The organism is Enterococcus avium, assembly GCF_002891025.1.
In the GTDB taxonomy this organism is placed as follows: domain Bacteria; phylum Bacillota; class Bacilli; order Lactobacillales; family Enterococcaceae; genus Enterococcus_A; species Enterococcus_A avium.
Map to the genome: position 1 here is coordinate 629,815 of NZ_NBSL01000003.1, position 25,803 is coordinate 655,617.

Annotated in this window: 28 protein-coding genes; 23 read left to right on the forward strand and 5 right to left on the reverse strand. The window is 40.3% G+C overall.

Features of this window, described 5'->3' with window-relative positions; genetic code table 11:
* Positions 1–211: 211 nt before the first annotated feature.
* From AUF14_RS18660 to AUF14_RS18670, 3 genes are all read right to left on the reverse strand, one after another.
* Positions 212–847 (reverse strand): PepSY domain-containing protein, encoded by a 636-nt coding sequence (locus AUF14_RS18660; protein ID WP_102866462.1) that lies wholly within the window; start codon positions 845–847, stop codon positions 212–214.
* Positions 848–963: 116 nt separating this feature from the next.
* Positions 964–2,316, reverse strand: a complete 1,353-nt coding sequence (locus AUF14_RS18665; RefSeq protein WP_048719564.1) for a sensor histidine kinase — start codon at positions 2,314–2,316, stop codon at positions 964–966.
* The gene (locus AUF14_RS18670; protein WP_102866463.1) at positions 2,306–3,013 is read right to left on the reverse strand and encodes a response regulator transcription factor; all 708 of its coding nucleotides are present in this window, start codon (positions 3,011–3,013) and stop codon (positions 2,306–2,308) included. The genes AUF14_RS18665 and AUF14_RS18670 overlap by 11 nt, the downstream gene beginning before the upstream one ends.
* 330 nt (positions 3,014–3,343) lie before the next feature.
* Between AUF14_RS18670 and cysK the strand changes: the two genes are divergently transcribed.
* The 4 genes from cysK to AUF14_RS18690 all read left to right on the forward strand — a co-directional run bounded on the left by cysK (position 3,344) and on the right by AUF14_RS18690 (position 8,367).
* Positions 3,344–4,273 carry a cysteine synthase A gene (gene cysK / locus AUF14_RS18675; protein WP_048719562.1) on the forward strand — a complete coding sequence of 310 codons (930 nt, stop codon included), beginning with the start codon at positions 3,344–3,346 and terminating at the stop codon, positions 4,271–4,273.
* Positions 4,274–4,565: 292 nt separating this feature from the next.
* Positions 4,566–6,119, forward strand: coding sequence for a PTS transporter subunit EIIC (locus AUF14_RS18680; RefSeq protein WP_102866464.1), 1,554 nt, complete (start codon positions 4,566–4,568; stop codon positions 6,117–6,119).
* Between the two features lie 35 nt (positions 6,120–6,154).
* Positions 6,155–7,492 (forward strand): 6-phospho-alpha-glucosidase, encoded by a 1,338-nt coding sequence (locus tag AUF14_RS18685; RefSeq protein WP_102866465.1) that lies wholly within the window; start codon positions 6,155–6,157, stop codon positions 7,490–7,492.
* 104 nt (positions 7,493–7,596) lie between these two features.
* Positions 7,597–8,367 (forward strand): MurR/RpiR family transcriptional regulator, encoded by a 771-nt coding sequence (locus tag AUF14_RS18690; protein WP_102866466.1) that lies wholly within the window; start codon positions 7,597–7,599, stop codon positions 8,365–8,367.
* Positions 8,368–8,523: 156 nt separating this feature from the next.
* On the opposite strand, the gene AUF14_RS18695 is transcribed toward AUF14_RS18690, so the two are convergent.
* Positions 8,524–9,282, reverse strand: coding sequence for a GntR family transcriptional regulator (locus AUF14_RS18695; RefSeq protein WP_102866467.1), 759 nt, complete (start codon positions 9,280–9,282; stop codon positions 8,524–8,526).
* A gap of 147 nt (positions 9,283–9,429) precedes the next feature.
* Here AUF14_RS18695 and AUF14_RS18700 point away from each other — a divergent pair, with 147 nt between their 5' ends.
* Both AUF14_RS18700 and AUF14_RS18705 read left to right on the forward strand, forming a co-directional pair.
* Positions 9,430–10,473 (forward strand): zinc-dependent alcohol dehydrogenase, encoded by a 1,044-nt coding sequence (locus tag AUF14_RS18700; RefSeq protein ID WP_227656392.1) that lies wholly within the window; start codon positions 9,430–9,432, stop codon positions 10,471–10,473.
* Positions 10,470–11,447, forward strand: a complete 978-nt coding sequence (locus AUF14_RS18705) for a Gfo/Idh/MocA family protein (RefSeq protein ID WP_227656393.1) — start codon at positions 10,470–10,472, stop codon at positions 11,445–11,447. Before AUF14_RS18700 ends, AUF14_RS18705 begins: the two co-directional genes overlap by 4 nt.
* 263 nt (positions 11,448–11,710) lie before the next feature.
* Here the strand turns inward: AUF14_RS18705 and AUF14_RS22950 are convergent, their stop codons facing one another.
* A complete protein-coding gene (locus AUF14_RS22950; protein WP_227656394.1) occupies positions 11,711–11,926 on the reverse strand; it encodes a hypothetical protein in 216 nt (71 codons plus the stop codon).
* A 624-nt stretch (positions 11,927–12,550) separates the two neighbouring features.
* On the opposite strand from AUF14_RS22950, the gene AUF14_RS18715 reads away from it, so the two are divergent.
* The 17 genes from AUF14_RS18715 to AUF14_RS18800 all read left to right on the forward strand — a co-directional run bounded on the left by AUF14_RS18715 (position 12,551) and on the right by AUF14_RS18800 (position 25,777).
* The gene (locus AUF14_RS18715; protein WP_102866469.1) at positions 12,551–13,396 is read left to right on the forward strand and encodes a MerR family transcriptional regulator; all 846 of its coding nucleotides are present in this window, start codon (positions 12,551–12,553) and stop codon (positions 13,394–13,396) included.
* Between the two features lie 555 nt (positions 13,397–13,951).
* A complete protein-coding gene (eutM, locus tag AUF14_RS18725) occupies positions 13,952–14,236 on the forward strand; it encodes an ethanolamine utilization microcompartment protein EutM (protein ID WP_016178649.1) in 285 nt (94 codons plus the stop codon).
* Between the two features lie 11 nt (positions 14,237–14,247).
* The gene (locus tag AUF14_RS18730) at positions 14,248–15,258 is read left to right on the forward strand and encodes a DMT family transporter (protein ID WP_102866471.1); all 1,011 of its coding nucleotides are present in this window, start codon (positions 14,248–14,250) and stop codon (positions 15,256–15,258) included.
* Between the two features lies 1 nt (position 15,259).
* Positions 15,260–15,544, forward strand: a complete 285-nt coding sequence (locus AUF14_RS18735; protein ID WP_102866472.1) for a hypothetical protein — start codon at positions 15,260–15,262, stop codon at positions 15,542–15,544.
* Positions 15,545–15,556: 12 nt separating this feature from the next.
* Entirely contained in the window at positions 15,557–15,853 is a 297-nt protein-coding gene (locus tag AUF14_RS18740) for a BMC domain-containing protein (RefSeq protein ID WP_102866473.1), read from the forward strand.
* 15 nt (positions 15,854–15,868) lie between these two features.
* Complete coding sequence (locus AUF14_RS18745; RefSeq protein ID WP_102866474.1) at positions 15,869–16,174, forward strand: BMC domain-containing protein; 306 nt, start codon at positions 15,869–15,871, stop codon at positions 16,172–16,174.
* 13 nt (positions 16,175–16,187) lie between these two features.
* The gene (locus AUF14_RS18750; RefSeq protein WP_102866475.1) at positions 16,188–17,606 is read left to right on the forward strand and encodes an aldehyde dehydrogenase family protein; all 1,419 of its coding nucleotides are present in this window, start codon (positions 16,188–16,190) and stop codon (positions 17,604–17,606) included.
* Between the two features lie 14 nt (positions 17,607–17,620).
* Positions 17,621–20,161, forward strand: a complete 2,541-nt coding sequence (gene cutC, locus AUF14_RS18755) for a choline trimethylamine-lyase (RefSeq protein WP_102866476.1) — start codon at positions 17,621–17,623, stop codon at positions 20,159–20,161.
* A 24-nt stretch (positions 20,162–20,185) separates the two neighbouring features.
* Positions 20,186–21,136 (forward strand): choline TMA-lyase-activating enzyme, encoded by a 951-nt coding sequence (gene cutD, locus AUF14_RS18760; protein WP_102866477.1) that lies wholly within the window; start codon positions 20,186–20,188, stop codon positions 21,134–21,136.
* Positions 21,137–21,148: 12 nt separating this feature from the next.
* Positions 21,149–21,493, forward strand: a complete 345-nt coding sequence (locus AUF14_RS18765; protein ID WP_016178641.1) for a BMC domain-containing protein — start codon at positions 21,149–21,151, stop codon at positions 21,491–21,493.
* On the forward strand, positions 21,490–21,942 hold the full coding sequence (locus tag AUF14_RS18770) for a EutP/PduV family microcompartment system protein (RefSeq protein ID WP_102866478.1): 453 nt from the start codon (positions 21,490–21,492) through the stop codon (positions 21,940–21,942). The genes AUF14_RS18765 and AUF14_RS18770 overlap by 4 nt, the downstream gene beginning before the upstream one ends.
* Complete coding sequence (locus AUF14_RS18775; protein WP_102866479.1) at positions 21,929–23,068, forward strand: 1-propanol dehydrogenase PduQ; 1,140 nt, start codon at positions 21,929–21,931, stop codon at positions 23,066–23,068. The genes AUF14_RS18770 and AUF14_RS18775 overlap by 14 nt, the downstream gene beginning before the upstream one ends.
* Positions 23,068–23,634 carry a hypothetical protein gene (locus AUF14_RS18780; protein ID WP_102866480.1) on the forward strand — a complete coding sequence of 189 codons (567 nt, stop codon included), beginning with the start codon at positions 23,068–23,070 and terminating at the stop codon, positions 23,632–23,634. Before AUF14_RS18775 ends, AUF14_RS18780 begins: the two co-directional genes overlap by 1 nt.
* 29 nt (positions 23,635–23,663) lie before the next feature.
* Entirely contained in the window at positions 23,664–24,500 is an 837-nt protein-coding gene (gene eutJ, locus AUF14_RS18785; protein WP_102866481.1) for an ethanolamine utilization protein EutJ, read from the forward strand.
* Between the two features lie 99 nt (positions 24,501–24,599).
* Positions 24,600–24,899: a BMC domain-containing protein gene (locus AUF14_RS18790; protein ID WP_016178636.1), complete on the forward strand. Its 300-nt coding sequence runs from the start codon at positions 24,600–24,602 to the stop codon at positions 24,897–24,899.
* On the forward strand, positions 24,893–25,156 hold the full coding sequence (locus AUF14_RS18795; protein WP_102866482.1) for a EutN/CcmL family microcompartment protein: 264 nt from the start codon (positions 24,893–24,895) through the stop codon (positions 25,154–25,156). The genes AUF14_RS18790 and AUF14_RS18795 overlap by 7 nt, the downstream gene beginning before the upstream one ends.
* 15 nt (positions 25,157–25,171) lie before the next feature.
* Entirely contained in the window at positions 25,172–25,777 is a 606-nt protein-coding gene (locus tag AUF14_RS18800) for a cupin domain-containing protein (protein ID WP_102866483.1), read from the forward strand.
* Positions 25,778–25,803 lie beyond the last annotated feature (26 nt).

The window sequence follows — 25,803 nt, forward strand, 5'->3', positions numbered from 1 at the left end:
GTGGGTTTGATTTTAAATAATCCTGTCGTACTTTTTGTTTATAAAAAAATAAAAATATCGCAAAAGAGATAAGTGCAAATCACTTAGATCAAATCTAATTAGTAAAGCCGGACGCTGTAAAGCAATTTATTCATGCAAAAATTTTATCCTTTCCCTATAGTTAAAAAGCTGATCCCAACAATATCAAATAGTTGAGACCAGCTTTGTGTTTTTAATCGTCCATTTCTACTTCCAATACATTTCCTGACTGAGCATCAATTGAGACATCAGATTGTTGACCATTATTAACAATTTTTACATCCCAGTAGGTTTTTGATAATTCTCGTTCCAATGACCATTCTGTGATGTCGCCGTTGACTTCCTTTTTGGCGATGCTGTTGATTTGATCTAATGGCAATAGGTTTTTGAGATCAAGCTTTTCATTGTTTCGTTCGTTTCCATTCCGTTCATCCTCATCTAGCATTTCTTCTTCTTGATGTTGAAGCTCGCCAGTTTCTGTGAAGAAAAGTTTGTATTCCTTACTGTCATCCATTCCTTTTACCTCATAGACATACTTATTCATTCGTGACTCAATTTCAATGCCGGTGATATCTGTATTTGGCTTATTTTTCTGGTAAAGAGCGATAATCTCATCTAGAGACATCTGCTTTGTTGCTGAATCAGTGTTTTTTGTTGAGCTAGAAGCAGTGGAGCTGTTCGTTTGTGTTGATTGACTTTCTTGGGCAACGCTCTGACTGCTCGCCTCCTGTTGAGTACCATTTTTAAGCTGAGCAGAATTGTCTCCACAGCCAGCAAGTAGTAATAGAGCAGAACCAGTAATTAGTAAAAGTAATCCTTTTGTTTTCATTTGTTTTCTTCCTTTCGCAATTCATCTTTTTATATCTTTTCTATACTTAAAGTATAACTGGCTGAGGGTACTGAAAATTCAAGATGGGATGAAATCTTCATGAAGAAATCTTCATTTTAGTTAGGAAACTTCAAAGTAAAGCACGCGCCACTTGGTTGATGATCAGTGACTATGATGCTCCCATGATAAAGCTCCGTCAATTGCTTCACGATTGCCAGACCAATCCCAGTTCCAGGAATTTTACTAGAGCGGGAGCGATCGATGCGATAAAAGCGTTCAAAAACCTTTTCTTTTTCGCTATCAGGGATACGTTCTCCTGTATTGGCAATTTTTAAAGTGATTTCTTTTTCAGCTGCAGTGAGAGAGATAGTAATTTCTCCTTCATTTGGTGTATACTTAATGGCATTTTCAACTAAATTACGAATAATTTGATAAAATTGTTCAGAATTGCCGATTATGCTGGCTGTTTCATCTAAATCTAATTTCAATTTCTGGGGCATCAGTGTCGTGTATTCTTCAAGCGTAGTACGGATGAGTGCTGCTAGAAATAGCTGCTGCACTTCTCCTTGCTGTCTCTCGCGGTCAAGAATTAGCAGTTGATTGGCTAATAATTCCATTCGTTGAGATTCCTTATCAATAAAGGGTAACGATTTTTCTAAAACTTCAGGGTGCTCTTTCCCGCGCCGCTTGATAAGATTGACGTGACCTCGAATTGCAGCCAATGGTGTCTTCAATTCATGGGAAGCATCTGAGATAAATTGTCGCTCTCGCTGCATCAGCTGTTCCTGCTGGTGCAGCAGCCGGTTGAAGGAGCTTGCAAGATTATCTGCTTCTTTGGGTGAAAGTGGTATTGATAATCGTTCGTTTGTTTGCGGATGCTTAGACAAATTCAAGACCTCTTGATTCATCTTTACTAGCGGAGCACTGATTTTTTTTGCAAATCTAGCGACGAAAAAGATTCCTAGCAGTATGATCAGCATGGATATTTCTAAAGACCACAGAAAGAGAGTCGCTAGAATTTCAAAATTATCTTCCATACTGGTGAGTACTGCCACGCTGGTATTTTTTACATAAAATTGTTGAAACAAATAGGGCGTATCCTCATCCCATAGAACATCTGATAAAAAGGGGAGCTGTCTCAGCTGTTGAAAGCTGTCATAAAGTTGATAGGCATCGCTGGAATATACTGTGCTGCCTTTTTCTAGCGAAACACGGATAAAATACCTAGGATCATCTGCGGCGATATAAAGCTGCAGGGTATTTTTCCATTCCTGATTGGTCTGTGTCTCTACTTGAGACAGCGCATCCTTAATGGCTTCGGTTTCTTTCTTACTGGATTCATACAACTGCAGTGCAGTGACACTGAGGATTAGAAGATTGACTAGTAAGACTAATCCCAGCATGATCATACTAAAACGAGTAATCAGTTGATACTGCAGTGTTTTTCCTTGTTCTTTTCTATTTTTCATCATCAGCCCTCAAGACATAACCAACGCCTCGGATTGTTTGGATCAAGCGAGGGTGTTGGTCGTCATCTAATTTGTTACGCAGCGCTCGAACAAAAACGTCGACTGTATTGGTTTGACCAATATAATCATAGCCCCAGACCTCATTTAATAACTCATCTCTAGTAAAAACCTCCTCCGGCTTTTTCATTAGTTCATAAAGAAGGTCAAACTCCTTCTGTGTAAGCATAATAGTCTGGCCATCCCGTGTTACAGTTCTTTTCACCACATCCATGGTCAAGTCCTGATATTGGTTGATGATTGGCTCATTTTGTAAGGACTGTATCCGCTCCTCTCGTCGAAGAATCACACGAATGCGGGCCAACAATTCTTCGATATCAAAGGGCTTGGTGAGATAATCATCTACGCCAGCATCTAAGCCTGACACTTTGTCCACTACTTGATCTCTGGCAGTCATCATTAGGATAGGGACTTGACTACGACGACGAATTTTTCGTGCAACAGTCAATCCATCTACTTTTGGCAGCATCCAATCCAGCAGCAGCAAATTGACCCTTTCTTCATTGGCATCGAAAAGAGTCAACGCTTCTTGACCATCTACGGCAATTAGTACCTCATAGTTTTCATATTTTAATTCTTCAGCGATAAAGCTGACCAAACTTTCTTCGTCTTCAACAATCAAAATTACTGGTTTTTTCATGCTTTTCTCCTTATCTAATGGAACAAATTTTCGTTAATAGGAAGATTGAACGAATACCTTTTTCTTTTAGAGTAGACGGCTTTTACGCGCAGGTCAATTATTTTATAATGAAGAAATTTTCATAAAGATGAGAGGATGGATGAATTTTTATAGCGCACTTATGTAAGTAATTTAAAAGGAACCTATGCCAGTAAAAAGATAAATCAAGTCACTATAACTAAAACCAATCGTCATCCATAAAAAATGTCAATTGGCTAAAAGCGGCGAATAACAGGTATAGTTGTTTTAAATTAATCAGAAGTAAACAAAAACTGATAGGAGGAAATCAACATGACAAAAATTTACCAATCAATTTTGGACACGATCGGTGAGACGCCCATTGTAAAATTAAATCAACTTGTACCCGAAAACAGCGCAGAGGTCTATCTGAAGCTTGAGTTTTTTAATCCGGGCGGCAGCGTGAAGGATCGCATTGCATTGAATATGATTGTAGCAGCAGAAAAAGCTGGGGATTTGAAGCCGGGGGATACGATTATTGAACCAACTAGCGGAAATACAGGCGTTGGGTTAGCAATGGTTGGGGCAGCAAAAGGCTATCCCGTTATAATTGTAATGCCTGATACGATGAGCATTGAGCGTCGAAAGCTAATTCAAGCCTACGGTGCGACATTGATTTTGACTCCCGGAGCTGAAGGAATGAAAGGTGCTATCGCTAAAGCGCAAGAATTAGCTAGTCAGGACGGGTATTTTTTACCATTACAATTCAATAATGCAGCAAATTCAGCGGCTCATCGTGAAACGACTGCTAGGGAAATCCAAGAAGCTTTTGCTGATAGCGGTCTGGATGCCTTTGTTTCTGGAGTTGGAACGGGGGGAACAATTACTGGTGCAGGGCAAGAATTAAAGCGGACATTCCCGTCATTGAAGGTTTATGCAGTTGAGCCAGAGGAATCCTCAGTCTTAAAAGGTGGCGCCCATTCTCCTCATAAAATTCAAGGAATTGGAGCAGGGTTTGTGCCGGAGATATTAGATACAGAAATCTATGATCAGGTTCTTTCCGTTTCCAGCGAAAAAGCATTGGAAAGCGCTAGAGAGGTAGCCGCAAAAGAAGGGATTTTGGTTGGGATTTCGGCAGGAGCGGCTATCCATTCTGCTCTTCAGGTGGCTAAAGAGTTAGGAGCAGACAAAAAAGTTTTAGCCATCGTACCAGATAATGGAGAACGCTATTTATCGACTGTATTGTACGATTTTGACGATTAATGTATTCATTAAAAAAATAGTTTTAAAGCACGTATGCTCTCTTATGAAAGAGGGTGCGTGCTTTTTTTGTGTGACTATTGTAGGTTCTAAGTTGTTAAAAGCTGGGGAGGGGAGTCACAAACAATAATTATTAAATTGTTCAGAAAAGTGTTATTAAAAAAATATTTTTTTTCATGGTTCCTACTTGTGGACTTAGGTCCAAAGAATCAAGGAAATATTGTAACGGGTTTCAAAAATTGTTAGTCTAAGGTCAAGAGATACGTATACTCAATAAAATGAATGGAGAGAAATGATGAAAAGTAAATTTTCTCAGACAATGCAGGACTTTTCTCGAGCAGTGATTGTTCCAGTTAAGTTTATGGCGGTAATGGGTTTGTTCTTGGCGGTTTCTGTTATTTTACAATTAGAATTCATGCCGAGCGTCGTCCAGACTTTTGGCGGATTGATCAAAACGATGATGGACAGCATGTTAAATAATTTGGCACTGATCTTCTGTGTGGGAATTACAGCATCCTTAGCGAAAAAGAAAAAGGTCGAGGCCGCTCTTATTTCATTAATCGCATTTTTATTCTTTTTGGCTGCCAATAATGCTTGGCTGACATTGACTGATCAATTAGCTGAAGCTGGTGAAATGGGGCTGTTCGGAACAGGACAAGCGGTGGTTTTAGGTTTTCAAGTAGTAGACATGAATGTCTTTTTAGGGATGCTAGTCGGCTGTCTTGTTGCTTTTATCCATAATCGTTTTTCTGATAAGGAGTTTGTGGATTTTTTAAGTATTTATGGTGGTTCGCGTTTTTCCTTCATGATTTTGATTCCGGTCATTTTAATAACTGCGATCGGTATGAGTTATATTTGGCCAGTAGTGAATAATTGGATTTCGTCATTATCTGGATTTATTTTGACCACTGGGCTATTAGGAGTCTTCATTTATGCGTTCGGCAATCGTTTCTTGATTCCGACTGGCTTGCATCATCTGCTGTGGATGCCGTTTTGCTTCACTGCGTTAGGTGGAACCGCTGAAATTGGGGGACAGGTTTACAATGGTGCGGCCAATATATTCTATGCGGAAATGGCAAATGTCGGATCTATTACTAGCTTAGATCCATCTTTACGTTTTGCAACCTTTGGCTTTGTTAAAATATTCGGTTCGATTGCTGTTTCATTGGCACTGATTCATTGCGCGAAAAAGCAGCGTAAGGAAGAAGTAAAGGGAATGATTTTACCTTCGATGTTTGTTGCCGCGGTTGCTGGGATTACCGAGCCTTTGGACTTCTCTTTCCTATTTGCTTCTCCATTGCTATGGCTAGTTCATAGCTTATTGACCGCTATTTCAGAGACAATTCTTTGGGGGATTGGGGCTAGAACGTACATGCTGTATGGATTAATTGATACATTCGTTTCTAACTCAGTCTTCAGTCCTTCTGTCACGAAATTCTATTTGGTGATCATTGTCGGAATTGTCATGTCAGTCATTTGGTATTTCATTTTTGTGCTTTTGATCAATAAATTAAACATTAAAACACCTGGTAGAGAAGACGATCCAGAAGAAATAGTTGTAGCAGATGCAGCAACTGGAGAACAGCTTGTCACTGCTAGCGCGAACGATTTTGATTTAGTTGTTGCTGGATTGGGTGGAAAAGAAAATATTGAAAGTATTTCTAATTGCTTCACTAGATTGCGAGTGACCGTGAAAGACGAAGAGCTAGTAGATTCGGCTCAATTGGAAAAAATATCTCAGCAAAAAGGGGTTGTTTTAAATGGAACGAATGTCCAAGTCATCATAGGAATGGGTGTTCAAAGCTTCAAGGATGATATTTGCGAAAAATTAGGGATGAGCGAAGGATAAAAATTAAAAGTTTTTAGTTTGAAAGGAAGAGAAAGATGAAGTTGGAAAAACAGTCAGTTGTTATTGCAGGCGGAGGAAGTACATATACCGCCGGAATCGTTATGATGCTTATTGAAAATCAGGATAAATTTCCTTTACGCAAGTTAAAATTTTACGATAACGATGAGGAGCGTCAAAATATTGTTGCGAAAGCCTGTGAAGTGATCGTTAAGGAGCGCGCGCCAGAAATTGAATTTTTAGCGACAACAGATCCCGAAGAAGCTTTTACCGATATTGATTTTGTGATGGCCCATATTCGAGTCGGCGGTTTGAAGATGCGTGAGCAGGATGAAAAAATCCCTTTAAAGTATGGGGTTCTTGGACAAGAAACCTGCGGACCAGGTGGAATGGCGTATGGTATGCGCTCGATTCCTGGAGTGGTTGAATTGATTGATTATATGGAAAAATATTCGCCTGAGGCTTGGATGCTGAATTATTCAAATCCAGCGGCAATCGTAGCCGAAGCAACGCGAAGAATGCGTCCAAACGCGAAGATTATTAACATTTGTGATATGCCAGTGGCGATCAAAAAATCAATCGCAGATATTGTTGGTCTAGACAGTGAAAGTGAAATCGTCGATCGTTATTATGGATTGAATCATTTTGGCTGGTGGACCGAAATGACCGATAAGCAGGGCAATGATCTAATGCCGAAATTAAAAGAGCACGTGGCAAAATTTGGCTACGGAGCAGCTGAGGATGAAGGAAATCCTTTATTAGAAGAAACTAGCTGGATGGATACTTTCCAAAAGGTAAAGGATGTTTATGCCGTCGATCCAAACACGGTTCCGAATACCTATTTGAAGTATTATCTATATCCTGACTATGTCGTGGCTCATGCCGACCCAAATTATACTCGAGCCAATGAAGTAATGGACAATCGGGAAAAAAATATTTTTGCAGAATGTGAACGTATCGCAGCGGCTCAAACCGCCGAGGACACCACGATCGAAGCGGGAGAACATGCGGAATTTATCGTACAATTAGCGGGAGCGTTGGCCTACAACACCTATGAACGAATGCTTCTAATCGTCAAAAATGAAGGGGCGATCGCTAACTTAGACGATGATGCAATGGTCGAAGTACCATGTATTGTCAGCAAGCGCGGCTATGAACCATTATGTATGGGAAAAATCCCGCATTTCCAAAAAGGAATGATCGAACAACAGGTAGCCGTCGAAAAATTAGTGGTGGATGCCTTTGAGGAAAAATCATATCAAAAATTATGGCAGGCGATGACACTTTCAAAAACCGTTCCTTCCGCTTCTGTTGCGAAACAGATTCTGGATGAAATGATCGAGGCCAATGGGGATTGGTGGCCTGAATTAAAATAATTTCAGTAATAAAGCATTAGTGAGATGATCATTAATGCTTTTTTCTAGCTTGAATCTCTTGAGTAGTTTTTGTAAGGTAAAATAAAAGACAAGGAGGGCTAGCGATGCTTTTTTCTGATATTGTCAATCAATATTACGAAACACTTAATGAAGTGGATATCCAAATGGTTAAATACATCCATGCGCATCCCAAGGAAGTCACAACGATGGGAACCAATGATTTTGCGAAGGTTTGTCATTCATCAAAATCCTCCGTGATTCGCTTTACCCAAAAGCTGGGCTTTACTGGATTTAGCGAGCTGCGTAATTTTTTGAAATGGCAAAACAATCCAAATGATATTGGAAAAGATGCTGCCTTTAAAAGAAGAATTTTTTCAGATGCCCAACGAACAATCCGATATCTTGAAGAGAATAACTGGGAAAAAATCTATCAGGCTTTGGAGAATAGTCGTAATGTCTACTTGCTGGGAACAGGAGTCACGCAACAAAACCAAGCAGCTGAGCTACAACGACTCTTGCTGTTGATTGGCAAGCCGGCCCAAATGATTCCTGCCTCTTCACAATCCAATGAGTTCAAACGAATCATGGAAAACATTACCGAAAACGACCTGATTTTCGTCCTATCACTATCTGGAGAAAACCAGCACCTTTTTAATGTACTGAATGTCCTTTCCACCTATCATTCTACGATCGTTTCCATCACAAATATGCAAAATAATCTTTTGTCTGGCAGAGCAGATTATTCGCTATATGCTTCTAGCAGCCGTAGCCCGAACCCCACCGATTGGTGGCTTCAAACCGCTTCTTCCTTTTTCCTATTGATCGAAGCCTTCGCCTTTGGTTATGTTGATTATTGCCGCAGTAAAGAAGATTAGTAATTAACTGAACATGAAAACCATTTCTGGCAGATTATCCAGATATTGTTTGATTATCTGATTGCAAAACTATTTTAAAATCTTCATAACAGAGAAAAGGTGAACGCTTGTATTCCTATCGCTTTGATAGTCTACGAGCGTTCACTTTTTTCTTACTTAAAGTTCCTCAATGTTGATAACGTTATTAAATGAATGGGGTGCTGGTAATAGAAGTTGATAGGCATACTTACTTCCGACGTAATAGGTTTCTTCAAATTGGGCGGGACGTCCGTCACTTAATGTGCTGTATAATGACAGCTTAAGACATGGATCTTGGCTGGATATTTCTAGAAACTTGGCATTCTTTTCATTCAAATAACCAACCTCAAACTCTTGAGTAGCATTACCTAATTTGAAATCGTATTTGTTTTCTAATAGATCATAGAGGGATTCGTGTTCCATATCCTCAAGCGTCGTCCAATAAAAAATTTCAGGCATTAAATAGGCGATACTCAGACACAATAATTCGCCATCAACGATTCGCAACCGCTTCAACAGAATCACATTTTTATCTGAAGGCAGATTGAAAAAATTCGCCATCTTCACTGGCATAGTAACACTTGCAGTTTCTAGTACCCTAGTTTCTAACTTGAGCTTTTTTTCCTTCATTCTTTTTGTAAAGCTTGAAAGTTGAGCTACACCTTCAGATAGCTGTTTTCCTTTGACGAAGGTCCCTTTACCTTGGATACGATAGAGATAATCTTCAGCGACTAATTCATTGATCGCTCTAGTTACAGTGATTCGGCTGACATTGTATTTTTTGCACAATTTAGCCTCAGATAAAATCTTATCATCAGTATTCAGTTGTTTTGTCTTGATCGCTTGTACAATGTCATTTTTGATCAGGGCATATTTAAAGGGTTGTGTCTTTTCCATCTAACCACCTACATCCGTTTTAGTATTAGATATAAGTCAACTTATTAAGTTGATATATCATTGTTAAGCTTATCATAGCAGATTGACTGTCTTCTAACAACGTGTTACGCTTTTTATATGGTATATCAACATGTCAACTTTGAAAGGGTGAGTATCATTTTAACTAAGAATGTTGTGATTAACGGAGTGGAGGATGTATGTTTAATTGAAGAAACCGTCGATCCGAAGGCTGTTTCAGCGAAGGAATGCCTAATCGAAAGTGAAGTTTCGTTGATTAGTGCGGGAACAGAATTGTCACGAGTTTTTGGACTGAAGAAGGGAGCAGTTTATCCAGTTCGTCCAGGATATTGCTCAGTTGGGAAAATTCTGGCGATTGGAGACGATTTAGCAGGCTTTAATGTAGGTGACAGAGTCCTTTTTAATGGACCGCATAGTAGTTTGCAGTTCTATGATTCAAGTAAAAGTGATGGAGGAGTTCTTTTCAAGTTACGAGAGGAAACTAGCTCAATCGAAGGCTCTTTTCTGATGATGTGTTGGATCGCAATGAACGGGATTTTACCAGCAGATGTCAAGTTGGGAGATACTGTTGCGATTTTGGGTATGGGAACTTTAGGCTTGATTCTATCGACTTATTATCAGCAAATGGGTGTTGAGGTGATTGCTTTGGAACCTATTACCGATCGTGCAGAATTGGCAAAATCTATTGGAGTTAACCATGTAATTAATTGTGCGCCAAATGATCAATATGAGTCAGTCATGGAGATTACTGAGAGGAAGGGTGTGGATATTGTTGTTGATGCGACCGGTTTATCAGAGAGTATTGAGACAGCTATTAAAATTGCAGGCAAATATGGACAAGTAATCTTGATGGGCTCTCCGCGAACCGACTATACAACGAATGTTACAAATTCCTTTAACGCGATTCATACCAAAATGTTAACGGTGATCGGAGCATTTAATCGCAGGTACCCTTATCAAGAAAAAGAAGGCTCGAGACTCTCTATCCACAGAAGCTTAAAATATATTGAATCCCTATTAAACAAAAAAATCATTGATGTTGATCGTTTTATTAGCCATGTGATTGCTCCGACTGAAGAAAATCTGATGGAGGCATATGACGGATTGATGAATAAGAAAAATGAGTACACAGGGGTTATTATTGATTGGAATAAAAAGGAGGATTTAGCGTGAAATTTGGTGTAATTGGAACGAACTTTGTGACAGACTTTTTTATGGCGGGTGCTGCTCAAGTAGCGGAATGTGAAGTTGTCGCGGTGTGCGGAACCTCGTTAGAAAAAGCGAAAGGTTTTGGCGAAAAATATGGAATTCCCCATGCTTTTATTTCTTATCAGGAGATGTCTGAATCTCAGTTGATCGAGGCAGTCTATATCGCTGTCCCTAACAGTTTGCATCACCCGATCACGACTTATTTTTTAGAAAAAGGTATTCCAACTTTTTGTGAAAAACCTTTAGCTGCCAACCATGAACAAGTAAAAGAGCTGATTGATTGTGCGAAAAAAAATCACACCTATTTACAAGAAGGATTAATCCCATTATACAATCCTAATTTTCAAATTTTGCGTGACAATCTGAACCTAGTCGGAAGGATTCGCCAAGTAAACTTGAATTTTTCTAAGTATTCCTCTAGATACGATGCATATTTAAGCGGTGAAAACCCTACAACATTCAGAAATGAGTTAGCGAATGGGGCCACGATGGATTTAGGCGTATATGTCGTCGCTGATTGTGTGGGACTATTCGGCAAGCCCAATAAAATTCTCAGTACAGCTTCATTACTGGATACAGGTGCAGATGTTGCAGGCTCCAGTATTCTAAGCTACGATGATTTTAATGTGACTCTTAACTATTCGAAAGCCAGTGATACAGTCAACACTTGTGAAATTTGCGGAGAACTGGGTCAGCTATTGATTGATCAGCCAAGTCAGCCGCAAAGAATCAGTTTCATTGAAAGAAAAACCGGCAAACGCACAGAACTAGGTATTGCACCAAAAGAGAATTTCTCATACGAAATTGCTGAAATGATCAATCAAATCAAGAAGAATGAAATCGAATCAACAAAAGTTCCCTTTGATGTGAGCTTGGCTATCCATGAGACGCTGACTGAAATGAGAAGACAATCGGGAATTGTTTTTTCCGATGGATAAATTTTAGAAAAACAAACCTTATCGTTCATGTGTGACTTTGCTTACAAATAAAAAAACAAAGAAATCCGAAAGTCATGGTTATTAATATTGTTAGCCATGATCTTTCGGTTTTCCTTTTTAAGTTATTTTATGCGATAAAAATGTTCAGGCTTTGATGTACCTTCAGCATTGGGTTTAGTTGTTGACATTTGAAAGCTGAGTTCATCGTCAGAAAGTAAGATCACACTATATTGTGTTTCTTCACTATTCATGGGTGACAGAAGTCAACGTTTTCTCGCAGGTTGTTGACTTGAAACACTTACGTTAACCTTTCTGTTCTCAGTAGGAAATGAAATCGTGATAATTTGCTTATGCTCACTGAACGTTAGTTTATTGGCCGCGTCTGCCGTTTTCCATTCGCCAGAGAAGGTATTCAAAAAAGCTTGATTATCAGTAATCTGCTGATCGGATATGTTGTTTTTTTGCATTACATCATTCAATTCTCTCACTGAAAAACAGATGATAAAATAAATGAAAAATAACGATAAAAGAAATAATAGTTTACCTTTATAAGAGTTCATTTTCCCCCCAAAATGTTTGCCAAGCTGTTTAAGCGAAAAATGGGAAGATAGGTTTGCTTACTTTAAATAGTATAACACGAAAAAGCTTTCGCTTATTCGGGATGTTGGTCGGAGATAAACAGAAAAGTGAGGGTATCTCGTAGATTATTATTTGCAAATATAGCGTACGCTAATTTGATAAAAATTCTAGATTATATTTAGTATTAGATGCAGTAATTTTTGACTTTGGAGGATTAAAACCAAGATAGAATATCAATGATGGGAAAATAAAATAACAGATTTTTTTTAGATAACATCTGAAAGTGAAGAGAAATCCTTCTTTGCTAAAAAATAACAAAACAAGCTGGTTGAATCTTGCTGAATGGCTAATTTTATTCAAAATTATTATAAGAAATAAATAAAAAAGTTTAAGGCAAATTCCATTGATATTAACACTTTTTTTCACAATTTGTGGTTATCTCGTTAGATACCAGGTCAGAAATTACCTTGACAACTATAACAGAACACCTCATAATTTTTGGAGAATTATCGGGAGGTGGAATGATGGTGACGAGAATAGATACGAAGAAACTGCATAGTATTGGTGAAGCGGCTGAGATTTGTCATGTTTCTAGAAAGACATTACGCTTTTATGAAGAGCTAGGATTGCTTGTTCCTGACCATGTAAGTCCTAAAAATGGTTATCGCTATTACAGCGAAGATACAGTTATGCTGATTCCAGTTTTGAAGTATTACAAGCAAATAGGGTTTCGTTTACAGGAAATGACAAAAGTTTCGAATACAACGGATTATTTCTACCACCAAAGGAACTTTCTTAGTAAGCTTGATGAGCTAAAAAAGGAAGAGGAGCGAATTCAGAATTGTCATGAATCGGTTTCTGATTGGGTAGGGCTTTTAAATGAAGGCACAATGGCGATAGAAAATAACATCACCAGTATCAGCCTGAAGTACATCGATCGCGATCAGTATTATTTTTTAGAACAGGGTTTTGAATACGATTACAAAAAATCCATCATCAATATTGAATGGACAAACTTATTGGAAACTACAGAAAGTGAGATTACCGGACCTGTCATCTTGGGTTTTGCGGATTATAAAGCAAAAGCTCAAGGAATGATTAAGCACGCAACGGTCACTCAAAAGCCTGTACGAAACAGTAAGTTTCTATTACCGAGGCAAGCATTTGGCGGACAAATGTTTGTTTGCATGTATCATTTTGGGGATCAAAAAGACAGTGCTGATAAGTATCCGTTATTGGAAAAATGGGCGAAAGAACATAACTATGAGATTGGACCAAATTGTTATGAGCGCTATGTCATAGATTATTGGTCTACCCAAGATACAAATAAATTTGTCACCGAAATTATGATACCAGCTACGAAATTGTAACATGAGAGAGCTAAGCCACTTAAGTTGCTTAGCTTTTTTTTGTGCAAAAGTGAAAATGATAATGTAATTATTCTGAAAAATGTGTAAGAGAAATAATCCTTGTCTTTAAGGGGAAGGTTTGAAAAAGGAAAGATTTTCGTTGTTAAAAAGGCATTTATTCTTTCTTCACCAATAAATGAAAAATTTTCTTACCTTGTCATTCTAACAATTTTCACTTGTTTCGAGGTAAAAAAATGTGATAGTTCTTTTTATTTTCATTCAATTTTTTTTAATTCTGTATTACTCGAAAAGAAAATAGCAGCGGCACTTCTATGAAATTATTTTAATTTAAAAAGAGATATTACTTAAATAGAATCAAGCGATTAAAAGATTTTATTCTGAAGATTCTCGATTAATACAGTTAATTGAGAATTGAAACTGTTTTATAACAATGTGATTGTGTTATACTTCACAATTTTTAAAAAATTTGGGGTTGACTCCTACCGTAAGGGAACAATCTACAGTGAAAATGCATAAAAAATGTATGCGATTCAATCGCGAATAGGAGGAACAATAGTGAAGTACGATGCATTAGGAATGGTAGAAACAAAGGGTCTAGTAGGATCAATCGAAGCAGCCGACGCAATGGTGAAAGCCGCAAATGTCTCCTTGATCGGAAAAGAGCTCGTTGGCGGTGGGATCGTCACTGTAATGGTACGTGGGGATGTTGGTGCAGTAAAAGCAGCTACCGATGCTGGAGCAGCAGCGGCTCAACGAGTGGGTGAATTATTATCTGTGCATGTCATTCCGCGTCCGCATGGTGAAGTAGAAACTATTCTCCCACATACAACGAATGAGTAAGGGGAATCAGTATGAATAGTGAAAAGAGTGTCATGCAAACAACGGTTTCTGCCGAATCGAAAATGAAAGCGGTTGGGAAAAAATTTCGAATCGCTGGACTCGGAAATGGTTTGTTTTCTGGGTTGACTTATGGGATTTATTCAACTTTGGTTATGGTGGCTAGCGGATATGATCCTTTAGTCAGTGCAGCGGGGTTCTTAGCAGCTCCTTTTGTTAGCTCGGGCTTAAACGATTTATTTGCTGGGATCTGGTTATTATTTTATAACGCAAAACATGGACGATTGAAGGAATTATCGCGGACATTGAAGACAAAACCTGGACAAATGCTGGTAGTTGGCTTTCTTCTAGGTGGTCCTGTGGCCAATGGAGCCTACCTGATCGGTTTAGCAATGGCAGGAGCTTACGCAATTCCAATCTCGGCAACGTGTAGTCTATTCGGTTCTTTATTTGCTTGGATTTTCTTAAAGCAACGCCCTACAAAGCGTGTTGTTTTTGGGATGTTGCTATGTGTTGCAGGAGCAATCGTCATCAACTGGGCAAAACCTGAGGGGGCACCGAATTTTACACTAGGAATTATTTGTGCATTGATTGCAGCAGTTTGCTGGGGGCTTGAAGGTGTCTTTTCAAGTTTCGGCGGGGCAATGATTGATACCGATGTTGCAGTGAACTTACGCGAGTTAATTTCTGGCTTAGTTGTCTTGATTTTGATTGTACCGCTTGTTGGCGGATTGAAACTGCTTGGTGGAACATTGACAGCAGGTATTCCGATTCTGTGGCTGGTTTTATCTGGATTAAGTGCTGCGGCATCATTTGTTTGTTGGTATAAAGCCAACTCAATGGTGGGTTGTGCAATCGGGATGTCTCTAAACGTGACCTACGCTTTCTGGGGCGTATTATTCTGCGTTCTGTTCTTAGGTCAAACCCTGACATCAACAATTGTTATTGGTTCAATCGTAATCGTATTAGGAGCCATCATTGTAACGATGAATCCTTTAGATTTATTCAGAAAAGGAGATGCATAGAATGGCGCTACCAACCAGAATGGCTGTTTTGAACTACATGTTTGATCATAACGAAGTAGATGTAAAAGAAGTCATGTCCGCTTTGAAAAAGGATTATGGCAGTGAAAAACAGTTCAACGATAAAATGTATCTCGATCATTTGTTGGCCCTTGAAGCAAATGGCTTATGTGAAATGACGAGTTACGATTTGGATAAGAATAGTGAATTAGTGATGCGCTATATGATCACGGAAGATGGGCGGCAAACTGTTTCTAAGTATGTAGATACTGCTTATCGCAAAAGCTAAGGAGGTCTGTTAGTGAGATACAGAGGTGAAGAAGCACTAGGATTGGTCGAGACACTCGGACTGGTTCCAGCATTAAAAGCTTGTGATGAAATGCTAAAGGCGGCCAATGTTGAGCTGATCTCGTATGAAAATATTGGATCAACACTGGTGACGATCATGATCAAAGGAGATGTTGCAGCTGTCGAAGCTTCTGTGGCTGCAGGAGCTAAGGCAGCAGAAGGAATCGGTACTCTGACCGCACAAAATGTTATGCCCAGGCCAATTCGGGCTGTAGGTGACATTGTTTCTGTTCATGATATTGACCAGTAGTTTAGGAGGGACAAAATGGAAAGATACGAAGCGATCGGGGCAATCGAAACATTTGGATTAGTTTTTGTTTTGGAAGCAGCTGATGCTATGTGTAAAGCGGCGGACGTTGAGTTGGTCGGTTATGAAAATGTGGCCTCTGGTTACATTTCCGTCATCGTAAGAGGAGATGTTGCAGCATGTAAGACAGCTGTTGAAACAGGTATTGCAGCAGTTGAAGAAATGGGTGCGGAGGTATACAGCTCCGTTGTGATTCCAAGTCCGCATATTGATTTAGGAAAGATCATTGATCGGTATTCGTTGGAGCAATTACTACCAGCATAAGGGAGTGGAAGTCATGCAGTTTGTGGATAAAGATCTAAAATCGATCCAAGAAGCCCGCATCTTGGTTGAATCCGCTCGCGATGCACATTTTTTACTAAGGGAATATGACCAAGAAACACTTGATCGCATGATTCAACGAATGATCACTGAGGTGCACCAGCTATTGCCAGAGCTAGCTGCTTTCGAAGTATCAGTTACGGGAAAAGGCAATGAACAAGATAAGACACAGCTATACCAAAGCTTTTTAGCTCAGTTTAATGATTCGTTTCAAGAGCAGGTGATCGGTGTTTTGAATACTAATGGAGCTCCCTTGAGTAAAATCGGGATACCATTTGGTGTTGTTGCAGTTATTTTACCAGCAGAAAATATTGTTTTAAATGCGTTATTTGCTACATTAAGTGCCTTAAAAGCAGGAAATACAGTGATTCTTATTCCGCCGAATAAAACGGAAGAGGCAGCGGCTAAATTAGTCGAAATTCTTAATCAGGCTAATTCTGGCTTGCCAAAATCCAGTTTCAGCCATATGGAAAATACTACAATCGAAGGAGTCAAAGCATTAATAGAGCAAGAAGCTGTCGATTTAGTGATTAATATTGGAATGGCGGATTATTTTGATTTACGGGCGTATCCTAAACCGATTATCTATGGCGGCTGTGGTTCAGTACCGGTTTTTGTCGAGCGAACAGCCAATGTCAGCCAGGCTGCTCAAGCGATTGTTTCTAGTCGTGCTTTTGATAATGGCTTATTGCCCTCAGCAGAGCAATTTGTTATTGCTGAAAGTGTGATTGCAAAGGAAGTAAAAGAGCAGATGATCGAGGCTGGTGCTCATTTCATGAGTGTTGCGGAAGAAAAACAGCTTTTGACTAAATTATTTTTAAGCAATGAAATAAATCCCAGCATCGTCGGAAAAGATGCACAAACGATTGCTGGAATCGCTGGATTTACTGTGTCAGAGAAGACGAAGGTCTTAGTATCGGAGCAACCGTATATTTTTGACGAGAATCCCTTTACCACAGCACTAAAATGTCCGATCCTAACCTTTTATTTAGAGTCTGATTGGATTCATGCCTGTGATAAATGTATTCAGTTGTTAAAGGAAAAGCGTAACGGACATACGTTAGCGATCCATTCGAATAATCAATGTATTATCAAAGAATTCGCTTTGAAGAAACCTGTTGGCCGCATGATTGTAAATGCAGGAGCAAGTTTAGCGGGAATTGGAATCGATTCCAGTTTACCAGTCTCGCTGATTTTGGGTGGAATGACAACAGGACGCGGGTTCAAAGCCAAGAATATTACAGCAAAGGATTTAACCTATGTTCGTGAAATTGGCTACACGTCGGTTAAGGAGCCGAGTAAAGGAGTTAACAAGCGAGTTTCAGATGAACAATTACTTATTGAGAAATTTTTACAAAAAATAATTGAGCAGTAAAGTGAGGGAAACAGATGGACATCAAAGAATTTTCAGCAAAATTAGCTGAAGCGACAAAAGAATTAAGCTCAGAAGAAAGACAGGCCTTGATGAAAATGTTTGCTTCTGTTTCAGACGAGGTCAAAAAGGACGACGTCGTAACAGAATTACTGGTCTCGGATGAGGGAACAGAGATTCCTAATGGAATTACGAAACGTTTGCAGGCATTGAAGGACAACTATTTAGAGCAAGTACCGTCAATTACTACTTATCGTGCCCGAGCGATTACAAAAATTGCCAAGGAAAATCCAGGCATGCCAAAGATTGTTTTGCGGGCAAAATGCTTCCGTTATTGCTGTGAAACAGCGCCGCTGGTGATACAAGATCACGAACTGATTGTTGGAGCACCCAACGGTAAGCCGCGTGCAGGCGCATTCTCTCCAGATATCGCATGGCGCTGGATGGAGGATGAGATCGATACGATCGGCAGCCGTCCACAGGACCCGTTCTACATTTCTGATGAAGACAAAAAAATCATGCGTGAAGAGCTTTTCCCATTCTGGAAAGGCAAATCTGTCGATGAATATTGTGAGGATCAATACCGTGAAGCAGGTGTTTGGGAATTATCTGGTGAATCTTTCGTTTCCGATTGTTCGTATCATGCACTAAATGGCGGTGGCGATTCCAATCCTGGGTATGATGTCATTTTGATGAAAAAAGGCATGATCGATATTCAGAATGAAGCCAAGGCACATTTGGAAGAATTAGATTATGAAAATCCTGAGGATATTGAAAAAATCTATTTCTATAAATCAATCATTGATACAACCGAAGGCGTCATGATTTATGCCCGTCGGATGGCGGATTATGCTGCGGAGCTGGCTGCGAAGGAAACCAATCCAAAACGCAAAGCCGAGCTTTTGAAAATCTCTGAAGTGAACCGTAAAGTCCCTGCCCATAAACCGGATACCTTCTGGGAAGCGATTCAAGCCGTTTGGACAATTGAATCATTGTTAGTCGTTGAAGAGAACCAAACAGGGATGTCAATTGGACGTGTGGATCAATACATGTATCCATACTTTAAGGCTGACCTAGAAGAAGGTCGGATGAATGAATTCCAAGCCTTTGAATTAGCTGGCTGTATGTTGATTAAGATGTCTGAAATGATGTGGATCACTAGTGAAGGCGGTTCGAAATTCTTCGCTGGCTATCAGCCGTTTGTAAACATGTGTGTCGGCGGGGTGACTCGTCAAGGGCGCGATGCTACCAATGAATTGACCTATTTATTGATGGATGCTGTTCGTCATGTCAAGGTGTATCAACCTTCGCTTGCCTGCCGCATTCACAACCACTCACCAAGAGAATATCTGAAAAAAATCGTGGATGTTGTTAGAGCCGGTATGGGTTTTCCTGCTTGTCATTTTGATGATACACACATCAAGATGATGCTGGCAAAGGGTGTCTCAATTGAAGATGCGAGGGATTATTGTTTGATGGGTTGTGTGGAGCCGCAAAAATCAGGTCGTTTGTATCAATGGACCTCTACTGCCTATACGCAATGGCCTATTTGTATTGAACTAGTCTTGAATCATGGCGTTCCTCTGTGGTACGGCAAGCAGGTTTGCCCAGATATGGGTGATTTGTCTCGCTTCAAGACCTACGAAGAGTTTGAGGCAGCGGTTAAGGAAGAAATCAAATACATTACGAAATGGACAGATGTAGCTACCGTTATTTCCCAACGTGTTCATCGTGATCTAGCGCCAAAACCATTGATGTCAATCATGTACGAGGGCTGTATGGAGAACGGAAAAGACGTTTCTTCTGGTGGTGCAATGTACAATTTTGGACCGGGTGTTGTTTGGTCTGGCCTAGCAACTTATGCTGATTCAATGGCTGCAATTAAGAAACTGGTCTTTGATGAGAAAAAATACACATTGCAGGAATTAAATGAAGGATTAAAAGCTGATTTTGCGAATAATGATCGTATGAGAACGGATTGTTTGAACGCGCCGAAATATGGAAATGACGATGATTATGCCGATTTGATCGCGGCAGATCTGATCAACTTTACTGAAGCTGAGCACCGTAAGTATAAAACATTGTATTCAGTGTTGAGTCACGGAACCTTGTCAATTTCCAATAATACACCGTTTGGACAAATGACTGGAGCTTCTGCGAATGGACGTAAAGCTTGGACTCCGCTATCTGATGGAATCAGCCCAACGCAAGGCGCCGATTTCAAAGGACCGACTGCAATTATCAAATCAATCTCGAAAATGTCCAACGACAGCATGAACATCGGGATGGTGCATAACTTTAAGATCATGACTGGTTTATTGGATACACCAGAAGGTGAAGAAAGTCTGATTACGTTGCTTAAAACGGCTTGTCATTTAGGTAATGGAGAAATGCAGTTTAACTATTTAGACAACAATACCTTAATTGAAGCACAAAAACATCCAGAGCAATACCGCGATTTGATTGTTCGGGTAGCTGGTTACAGTGCTTTCTTCGTAGAGCTATGTAAGGATGTTCAGGATGAGATTATCTCTCGGACAATGCTGACAAAAATTTAAAAAATAAGCTGGAGCTTGGAATGGATGGTAAATGTGAAAGAGGAACGGATAGAACGGCAAGCGATGATTTTCAATGTACAAAAATACAGCCTGTATGACGGTCCTGGGATCAGAACTATCGTCTTCTTCAAGGGATGTCCATTGCGCTGTCAGTGGTGCGCCAATCCAGAAGGGATCAAGCGTCGGTTTGAAGTCATGTTTAAGGAAAGTGTTTGTACGAATTGTGGAGCATGTGTGGATGCCTGTCCTTTAGGTATCCACTACATTGATGAACATGGGAAACATCAGGTGCGACGCGATATTTCCTGTAATGGCTGTCAAGAATGTGTAAATGCCTGTCCAATGAAAGCACTCAATATCACAGGTTCCATTATGACGATCTCAGAATTAATGGAAGTGATTCATGAAGATGATGCCTTTTATGAAATGTCTGGTGGCGGGGTAACCTTTAGCGGTGGGGAATGTACCGCACAGCCTGAAGCAGCATTGGCGCTTTTAAAAGCATGCAAAGCGGATGGATTAAATACTGCGATTGAAACCTGCGGCCATAGTCACATGAATAAACTGCTAGAAATGGCTGATTATATCGATCTCTTTCTATACGACATGAAGCACATGGACCCTGTGCGCCACAATGAATTAACCGGTATCAGCAATGAGAAAATCCTAGCTAATTTAAAGGAATTGTTGGTACGGGGCTATAAGGTTCAGATCAGGATGCCGATGCTGAAGCTGATCAATGACAGTCATGAAGAAATCAAAGAAATCGTGGAGTTCCTGCTACCGTACAAAGATTTGTCGAATTTTAAAGGGATCGATTTACTGCCTTACCACAAATTGGGTGTCAACAAATACGGACAATTAGGCATGGAATATCCGGTAGAAGGCGATCCGAGCTTGTCTGATGCTGATTTGGATCAGATTGAGGCTTGGATTGCTGAGTATGATTTTCCAGTACGAGTGGTGCGGCATTAAGGAGGCGGAACAATGTCAGAATTATTAGCTCAGCGAGTGATTGAAGAGTCTGTGCCTGGAAAACAGATTACGTTGGCGCATGTCATAGCAGCACCTATCGCGAGTGTTTATCAATCATTAGGAATCGACGCAGCAGGAGCGATTGGTATCTTGACCTTGTCTCCTTTTGAAACTGCAATGATCGCAGCAGATACAGCAGCGAAAGTAGCAGATGTTGAAATTGGATTTCTAGATCGCTTTACTGGTTCGGTGGTTATTACAGGAGATGTCGAAAGTGTTGAAACAAGCTTGACTGAAGTGCTGCGGGTTTTTAAAGAGGTATTGCACTTCAGCGTAGTGGATGTGACTCGAACGTGAGAATCCTTTTGGTTGGACCAAGAGAAAGCGGCAAGCTGAAAATCGCGAATTATCTGGAAAAAACAAACTCGCAACCATTAAAGAAAGTCGCCAATATCATGTATTATCGACGGACAATCCTTGTTCCAGACAGCTATTTGGAAAGTCCTTGGATGCATAAGCATGTGATTGCTTTACAGCAAACGGCGTCTTGTGGAATCTTTTTACAACCAGTTACTGCAAAACGCCACAGCTATCCGCCAAATTTTGCGAAGGTTTTTCGAATTCCTATTTATGGAATCGTCACCTATCACAAATCTTATGAAGAGTCTGCCTTGCAGCAAGCCAAAGCGCAACTTCTGGCTTGTGGACTTGAGCAGGTTGATCTGGTTCTTGACTTGGAAAAAGAAGAGCTGCATCAAATAGAACAAATAATTTTAGGAAGGGGGCGAGAGAATGGGGAGTTTTAAAATGGCAACAAAAATATATTCCGGCAGCAACGCCACAACTTATCTGAAAGATTGCCGATGCCAACGGGCCTTAGTTATTTGTGACCCTTTCATGGTAATAAGCGGAATGGTAAAAAAGGTCACAGCCATTTTGTCGGAAGTGAACAGCTCGTATCAAATTTTTTCTGAAATCGTTCCTGATCCTACGATTGAAGTAGTAACCAAAGGGGTTGCCTATGCGGCGGATTTTCAACCGGATACAATTATTGCTTTAGGTGGTGGTTCTGCCTTAGATACGGCAAAAGCGGTTCGACAAATCTATCAACAGGCAGGGATCGAATCAGCTGTGCAATTAATCTGTATACCAACAACGAGTGGTACTGGTAGTGAGGTCACTTCTTTTGCGGTTATTTCCGATCCAGCTGTGAATGGCAAATATGCCTTAGTAGACGACGCGATGATTCCTGATATTGCAATTTTAGATCCAGCCTTTACATTAACGGTTCCTAGCAGTGTGACTGCGGATACCGGTATCGATGTTTTGACGCACACTTTAGAGGCATATGTTTCAACAAATGCCACAGACTTTACGGATGCTTGTGGGGAAAAAGCGATGAGGATTATTTGGCAGGATCTAGCTAAGGTAGCGGCTGATGGTGAAGATGCACAACGGCGAGAGAGAATTCATAACGCTTCATGTTTAGCGGGAATGGCCTTTAGCGAAGCCTCGTTAGGAATTTGCCACAGCTTGGCTCATGCGCTGGGGGGACGTTTTCATATTCCTCATGGTCGAGCTAATGCCATATTATTGCCACATGTTATTAGCTTTAATGCGGGAATTGAAAGCAATCAAGATCTGCCTGCTTTGAGTAAGTATGCTGAAGCGGCGAACCTATTGGGAATATGCTCAACAACAGAAAGAACGACGGTCAATCTTTTGATTGCAGGTATCCAAAAATTAACCCGAAAACTCGATATTCCGAAGTTCGTAACAGATCTAGGAATTAATGAAGATGCGTTTATCGCTGCAATTCCAGAGATGGCAGAAGCAGCATTGAAGGACAAATGTACATTAACCAATCCGCGGCAGGTTACGGTGGCGGATCTGGCAGGTATTTACGCCAGAATTTGTCGAGGTGAGTGCTGATGCGTTTTATTACTGAGCAGGAATTACAGTTAAAAAATCGTGAGAAATCAATAGAACGTTTTTTGTTAACAAAAAATGAGCGTTTAACTCCTGGAGCGAAACAGTTTTTGACGGATCATCAGATTCCGATTGTAACGCATGATGAAACGGATACTGCTGGAGGATCGTCCGATGAAATGATGAAAAATCTGGCTTTAGTGTCCAAGCATAAGACTTTTTTTCCGTTATTAGAAGTCGAACTGTGGGAAGCAGCGTTAGAGGCGAGAAATGTTTGTTCAGCTAGCTGTGAACGAATAACTGCTTTGACTCAACTTGTAAAAAAAATTGTAACGCAAAACCTTGAAGAGCTTCCTTGCAGTGAAAATGAAAAAGATCAACCGATTGAACTTTCTGAAATCAGCGAGGTTCAGATTTTTAAGCCTGGAGGTAAGATCGCTTTAAAATTGAGACGCGCAATCATCTATGCGAAAACGATTCAAACCTGTGTCACACTCGAACAACAAGCAGCTTTAGAGCAATTGATCTATTTAATTGCAAAAGAAATCGAACAGCTAGAAAAGCTTTAAAATGTTAAAACTTGGAGGAATCGCCTGTGATGACTATGAACGATATATCTGCCTGTGACCACTTAGTCGCAGAATTTGAAGCAGTGATAAACAAACCAAAGAAAAATTCAACACGTACACTTTATACCGGTGTCGATCTTGGGACAGCCTGTATCGTTTTAGCTGTTATGGATGAAAACTATCAACCAGTGGCAGGGGCTTATCGCTATGCAGATGTCGTGCGAGATGGGATGGTCGTGGACTACATTGGCGCGATTATCATCGTGAAAGAGCTGAAGGCTGAATTAGAAGAAAAACTGGATACAGAACTAATTTATGCAGCGGCGGCAATTCCTCCAGGAACAGATGCGTTAGATGGCGGTGCGATCAAGAATGTTGTTCAAGGAGCCGGTTTTGAATTGACGAATGTGCTGGATGAACCTACTGCGGCTAATCAGGTCTTAGCGATTCAAAACGGCGCCGTCGTCGATATCGGTGGCGGAACGACAGGTATCTCCATTATCAAAAATGGTGAAGTTGTAAAAGTCGTGGATGAGGCGACTGGCGGTACTCACTTAACACTTGTAACGGCAGGTGCATACAAGGTTTCTTTTTCAGAAGCGGAGCTTTATAAACGAAATCAAGATAATCACCAAGAGTTGATTGCTGTTTTGAAGCCAGTAGTAGAAAAAATCGCAACGATCATTACCGAACAAATTACTGGTTTTGAGATCAATGGTCTGTATTTGGTTGGCGGAACGGCTTGTTTAACAGGAATTGAGAAAATCATTGAAGCAAAAACCAAAATCAAAACGTACAAGCCATTGAATCCGATGTTTGTTACTCCGTTAGGCATCGCGTTGAGTTGTACAGATGAAGCTTTGTAGCTTTGGCATTAGGTTAAAAGTCTTAAAGTAATCGATTTATGCGTTTAACCTATTGCCAGAAAGAAGAAAACGTTTGGTGAAATAAAGGAGGGACAGCAAATGGATTGTCGAATGATTAAATCTCCCGGTGAAGGAACGCTGGCTATCTTAAATCGTCGGAAAGGCTCTGGTCCTAAAGCAGCACTGGAGATACCTGATGCAGTAGGATTGGTTCAAGGGAAATTGATTGAAATGGTCTGTGCGGCTGATGTTGCAGAAAAGGCAGTGGGCGTTACGGTGGAGGATATTCGCGGAAGTTGTCCGCAAAATATGATCTTGTTAGCGATTTTTGGTGATACCGCATCTGTTGAAGCAGCAATCGAGGAAATCAAACGAAAAGAGAAGGAACGAAAATGGTAACAGCACGATTAATCGATAATATTTGGGCAACACGAAAATCAGAGCAACTGAATGGCCTGAAGCTAATGATTGCAGAAATCATCGGCGGATCGCGTGATGGCGAGCAGATGATCGTTTGTGATGTGATTGGTGCAGGGATTGGTGATCGAGTGATTGTTACCTGCGGCAGTGCTGCGAGAAGAATGCTGGAAAATGATGCGATTCCAGTGGATGCGGCGGTGATCGGTATTATCGATGAAGGCTGTGAATCTGTATAGAGAGGATCAGGTGCAATGAAAGAATTGATATGTCTGGAGGATGTAACAAAAGCGCATGAAGCGGGTGAACCTCTTTGTGTTAATCAAAACACGATCATTACACCCGCTGCACAGGATTTAATCGAAGAACTGCATGTTCCGTTAAACGAATCCTGTGAAACGCAATCAAAAGAGCTCAATTTACCTAATGAACTGAATCAGGAGACCTTGTTGCAGCTATTAAAAATGATTTTAGCGGGTGAAACGAGCCCCTTTCAATGTGAAAAACATGCCAGTGGATTAAAAGTTGTAAAAGGCAGCACTGTGGAAATGAAACCCTTTGAAACAGGTAATCCTGAAGCGCAGGTTTTTTATCAAGAACTCATCAGTAAAGAAGAGGCGAAAATCAGTGCAGGCTTTTTAGAAATTGATCATTCACGCTTTGATTGGGAACTCAGCTATGAGGAGATTGATTATGTGATTAGTGGAACTTTAGAAATTACGATCGAAGGTCAAAAATTTACAGCATGTCCAGGAGATGTTGTTTTCGTGCCAAAAGGCAGCAAAGTCACTTGGGGTTCTAATGATAAAGTGAGGCTGTTTTATGCAACGTATCCAGCGAACTGGTCAGATTTGCTGTAAAAAAATTGTGCCGACAACGTGTACGA

Bases quoted from the DNA above. Each gene is read 5' to 3' on its own strand.
- AUF14_RS18660 (WP_102866462.1), bottom strand. From the start codon at position 847: ATGAAAACAAAAGGATTACTTTTACTAATTACTGGTTCTGCTCTATTA.
- AUF14_RS18665 (WP_048719564.1), bottom strand. From the start codon at position 2,316: ATGAAAAATAGAAAAGAACAAGGAAAAACACTGCAGTATCAACTGATT.
- AUF14_RS18670 (WP_102866463.1), bottom strand. From the start codon at position 3,013: ATGAAAAAACCAGTAATTTTGATTGTTGAAGACGAAGAAAGTTTGGTC.
- cysK (WP_048719562.1), top strand. From the start codon at position 3,344: ATGACAAAAATTTACCAATCAATTTTGGACACGATCGGTGAGACGCCC.
- AUF14_RS18680 (WP_102866464.1), top strand. From the start codon at position 4,566: ATGAAAAGTAAATTTTCTCAGACAATGCAGGACTTTTCTCGAGCAGTG.
- AUF14_RS18685 (WP_102866465.1), top strand. From the start codon at position 6,155: ATGAAGTTGGAAAAACAGTCAGTTGTTATTGCAGGCGGAGGAAGTACA.
- AUF14_RS18690 (WP_102866466.1), top strand. From the start codon at position 7,597: ATGCTTTTTTCTGATATTGTCAATCAATATTACGAAACACTTAATGAA.
- AUF14_RS18695 (WP_102866467.1), bottom strand. From the start codon at position 9,282: ATGGAAAAGACACAACCCTTTAAATATGCCCTGATCAAAAATGACATT.
- AUF14_RS18715 (WP_102866469.1), top strand. From the start codon at position 12,551: ATGGTGACGAGAATAGATACGAAGAAACTGCATAGTATTGGTGAAGCG.
- AUF14_RS18730 (WP_102866471.1), top strand. From the start codon at position 14,248: ATGAATAGTGAAAAGAGTGTCATGCAAACAACGGTTTCTGCCGAATCG.
- AUF14_RS18735 (WP_102866472.1), top strand. From the start codon at position 15,260: ATGGCGCTACCAACCAGAATGGCTGTTTTGAACTACATGTTTGATCAT.
- AUF14_RS18745 (WP_102866474.1), top strand. From the start codon at position 15,869: ATGGAAAGATACGAAGCGATCGGGGCAATCGAAACATTTGGATTAGTT.
- AUF14_RS18750 (WP_102866475.1), top strand. From the start codon at position 16,188: ATGCAGTTTGTGGATAAAGATCTAAAATCGATCCAAGAAGCCCGCATC.
- cutC (WP_102866476.1), top strand. From the start codon at position 17,621: ATGGACATCAAAGAATTTTCAGCAAAATTAGCTGAAGCGACAAAAGAA.
- cutD (WP_102866477.1), top strand. From the start codon at position 20,186: ATGGTAAATGTGAAAGAGGAACGGATAGAACGGCAAGCGATGATTTTC.
- AUF14_RS18765 (WP_016178641.1), top strand. From the start codon at position 21,149: ATGTCAGAATTATTAGCTCAGCGAGTGATTGAAGAGTCTGTGCCTGGA.
- AUF14_RS18775 (WP_102866479.1), top strand. From the start codon at position 21,929: ATGGGGAGTTTTAAAATGGCAACAAAAATATATTCCGGCAGCAACGCC.
- AUF14_RS18780 (WP_102866480.1), top strand. From the start codon at position 23,068: ATGCGTTTTATTACTGAGCAGGAATTACAGTTAAAAAATCGTGAGAAA.
- eutJ (WP_102866481.1), top strand. From the start codon at position 23,664: ATGACTATGAACGATATATCTGCCTGTGACCACTTAGTCGCAGAATTT.
- AUF14_RS18790 (WP_016178636.1), top strand. From the start codon at position 24,600: ATGGATTGTCGAATGATTAAATCTCCCGGTGAAGGAACGCTGGCTATC.
- AUF14_RS18795 (WP_102866482.1), top strand. From the start codon at position 24,893: ATGGTAACAGCACGATTAATCGATAATATTTGGGCAACACGAAAATCA.
- AUF14_RS18800 (WP_102866483.1), top strand. From the start codon at position 25,172: ATGAAAGAATTGATATGTCTGGAGGATGTAACAAAAGCGCATGAAGCG.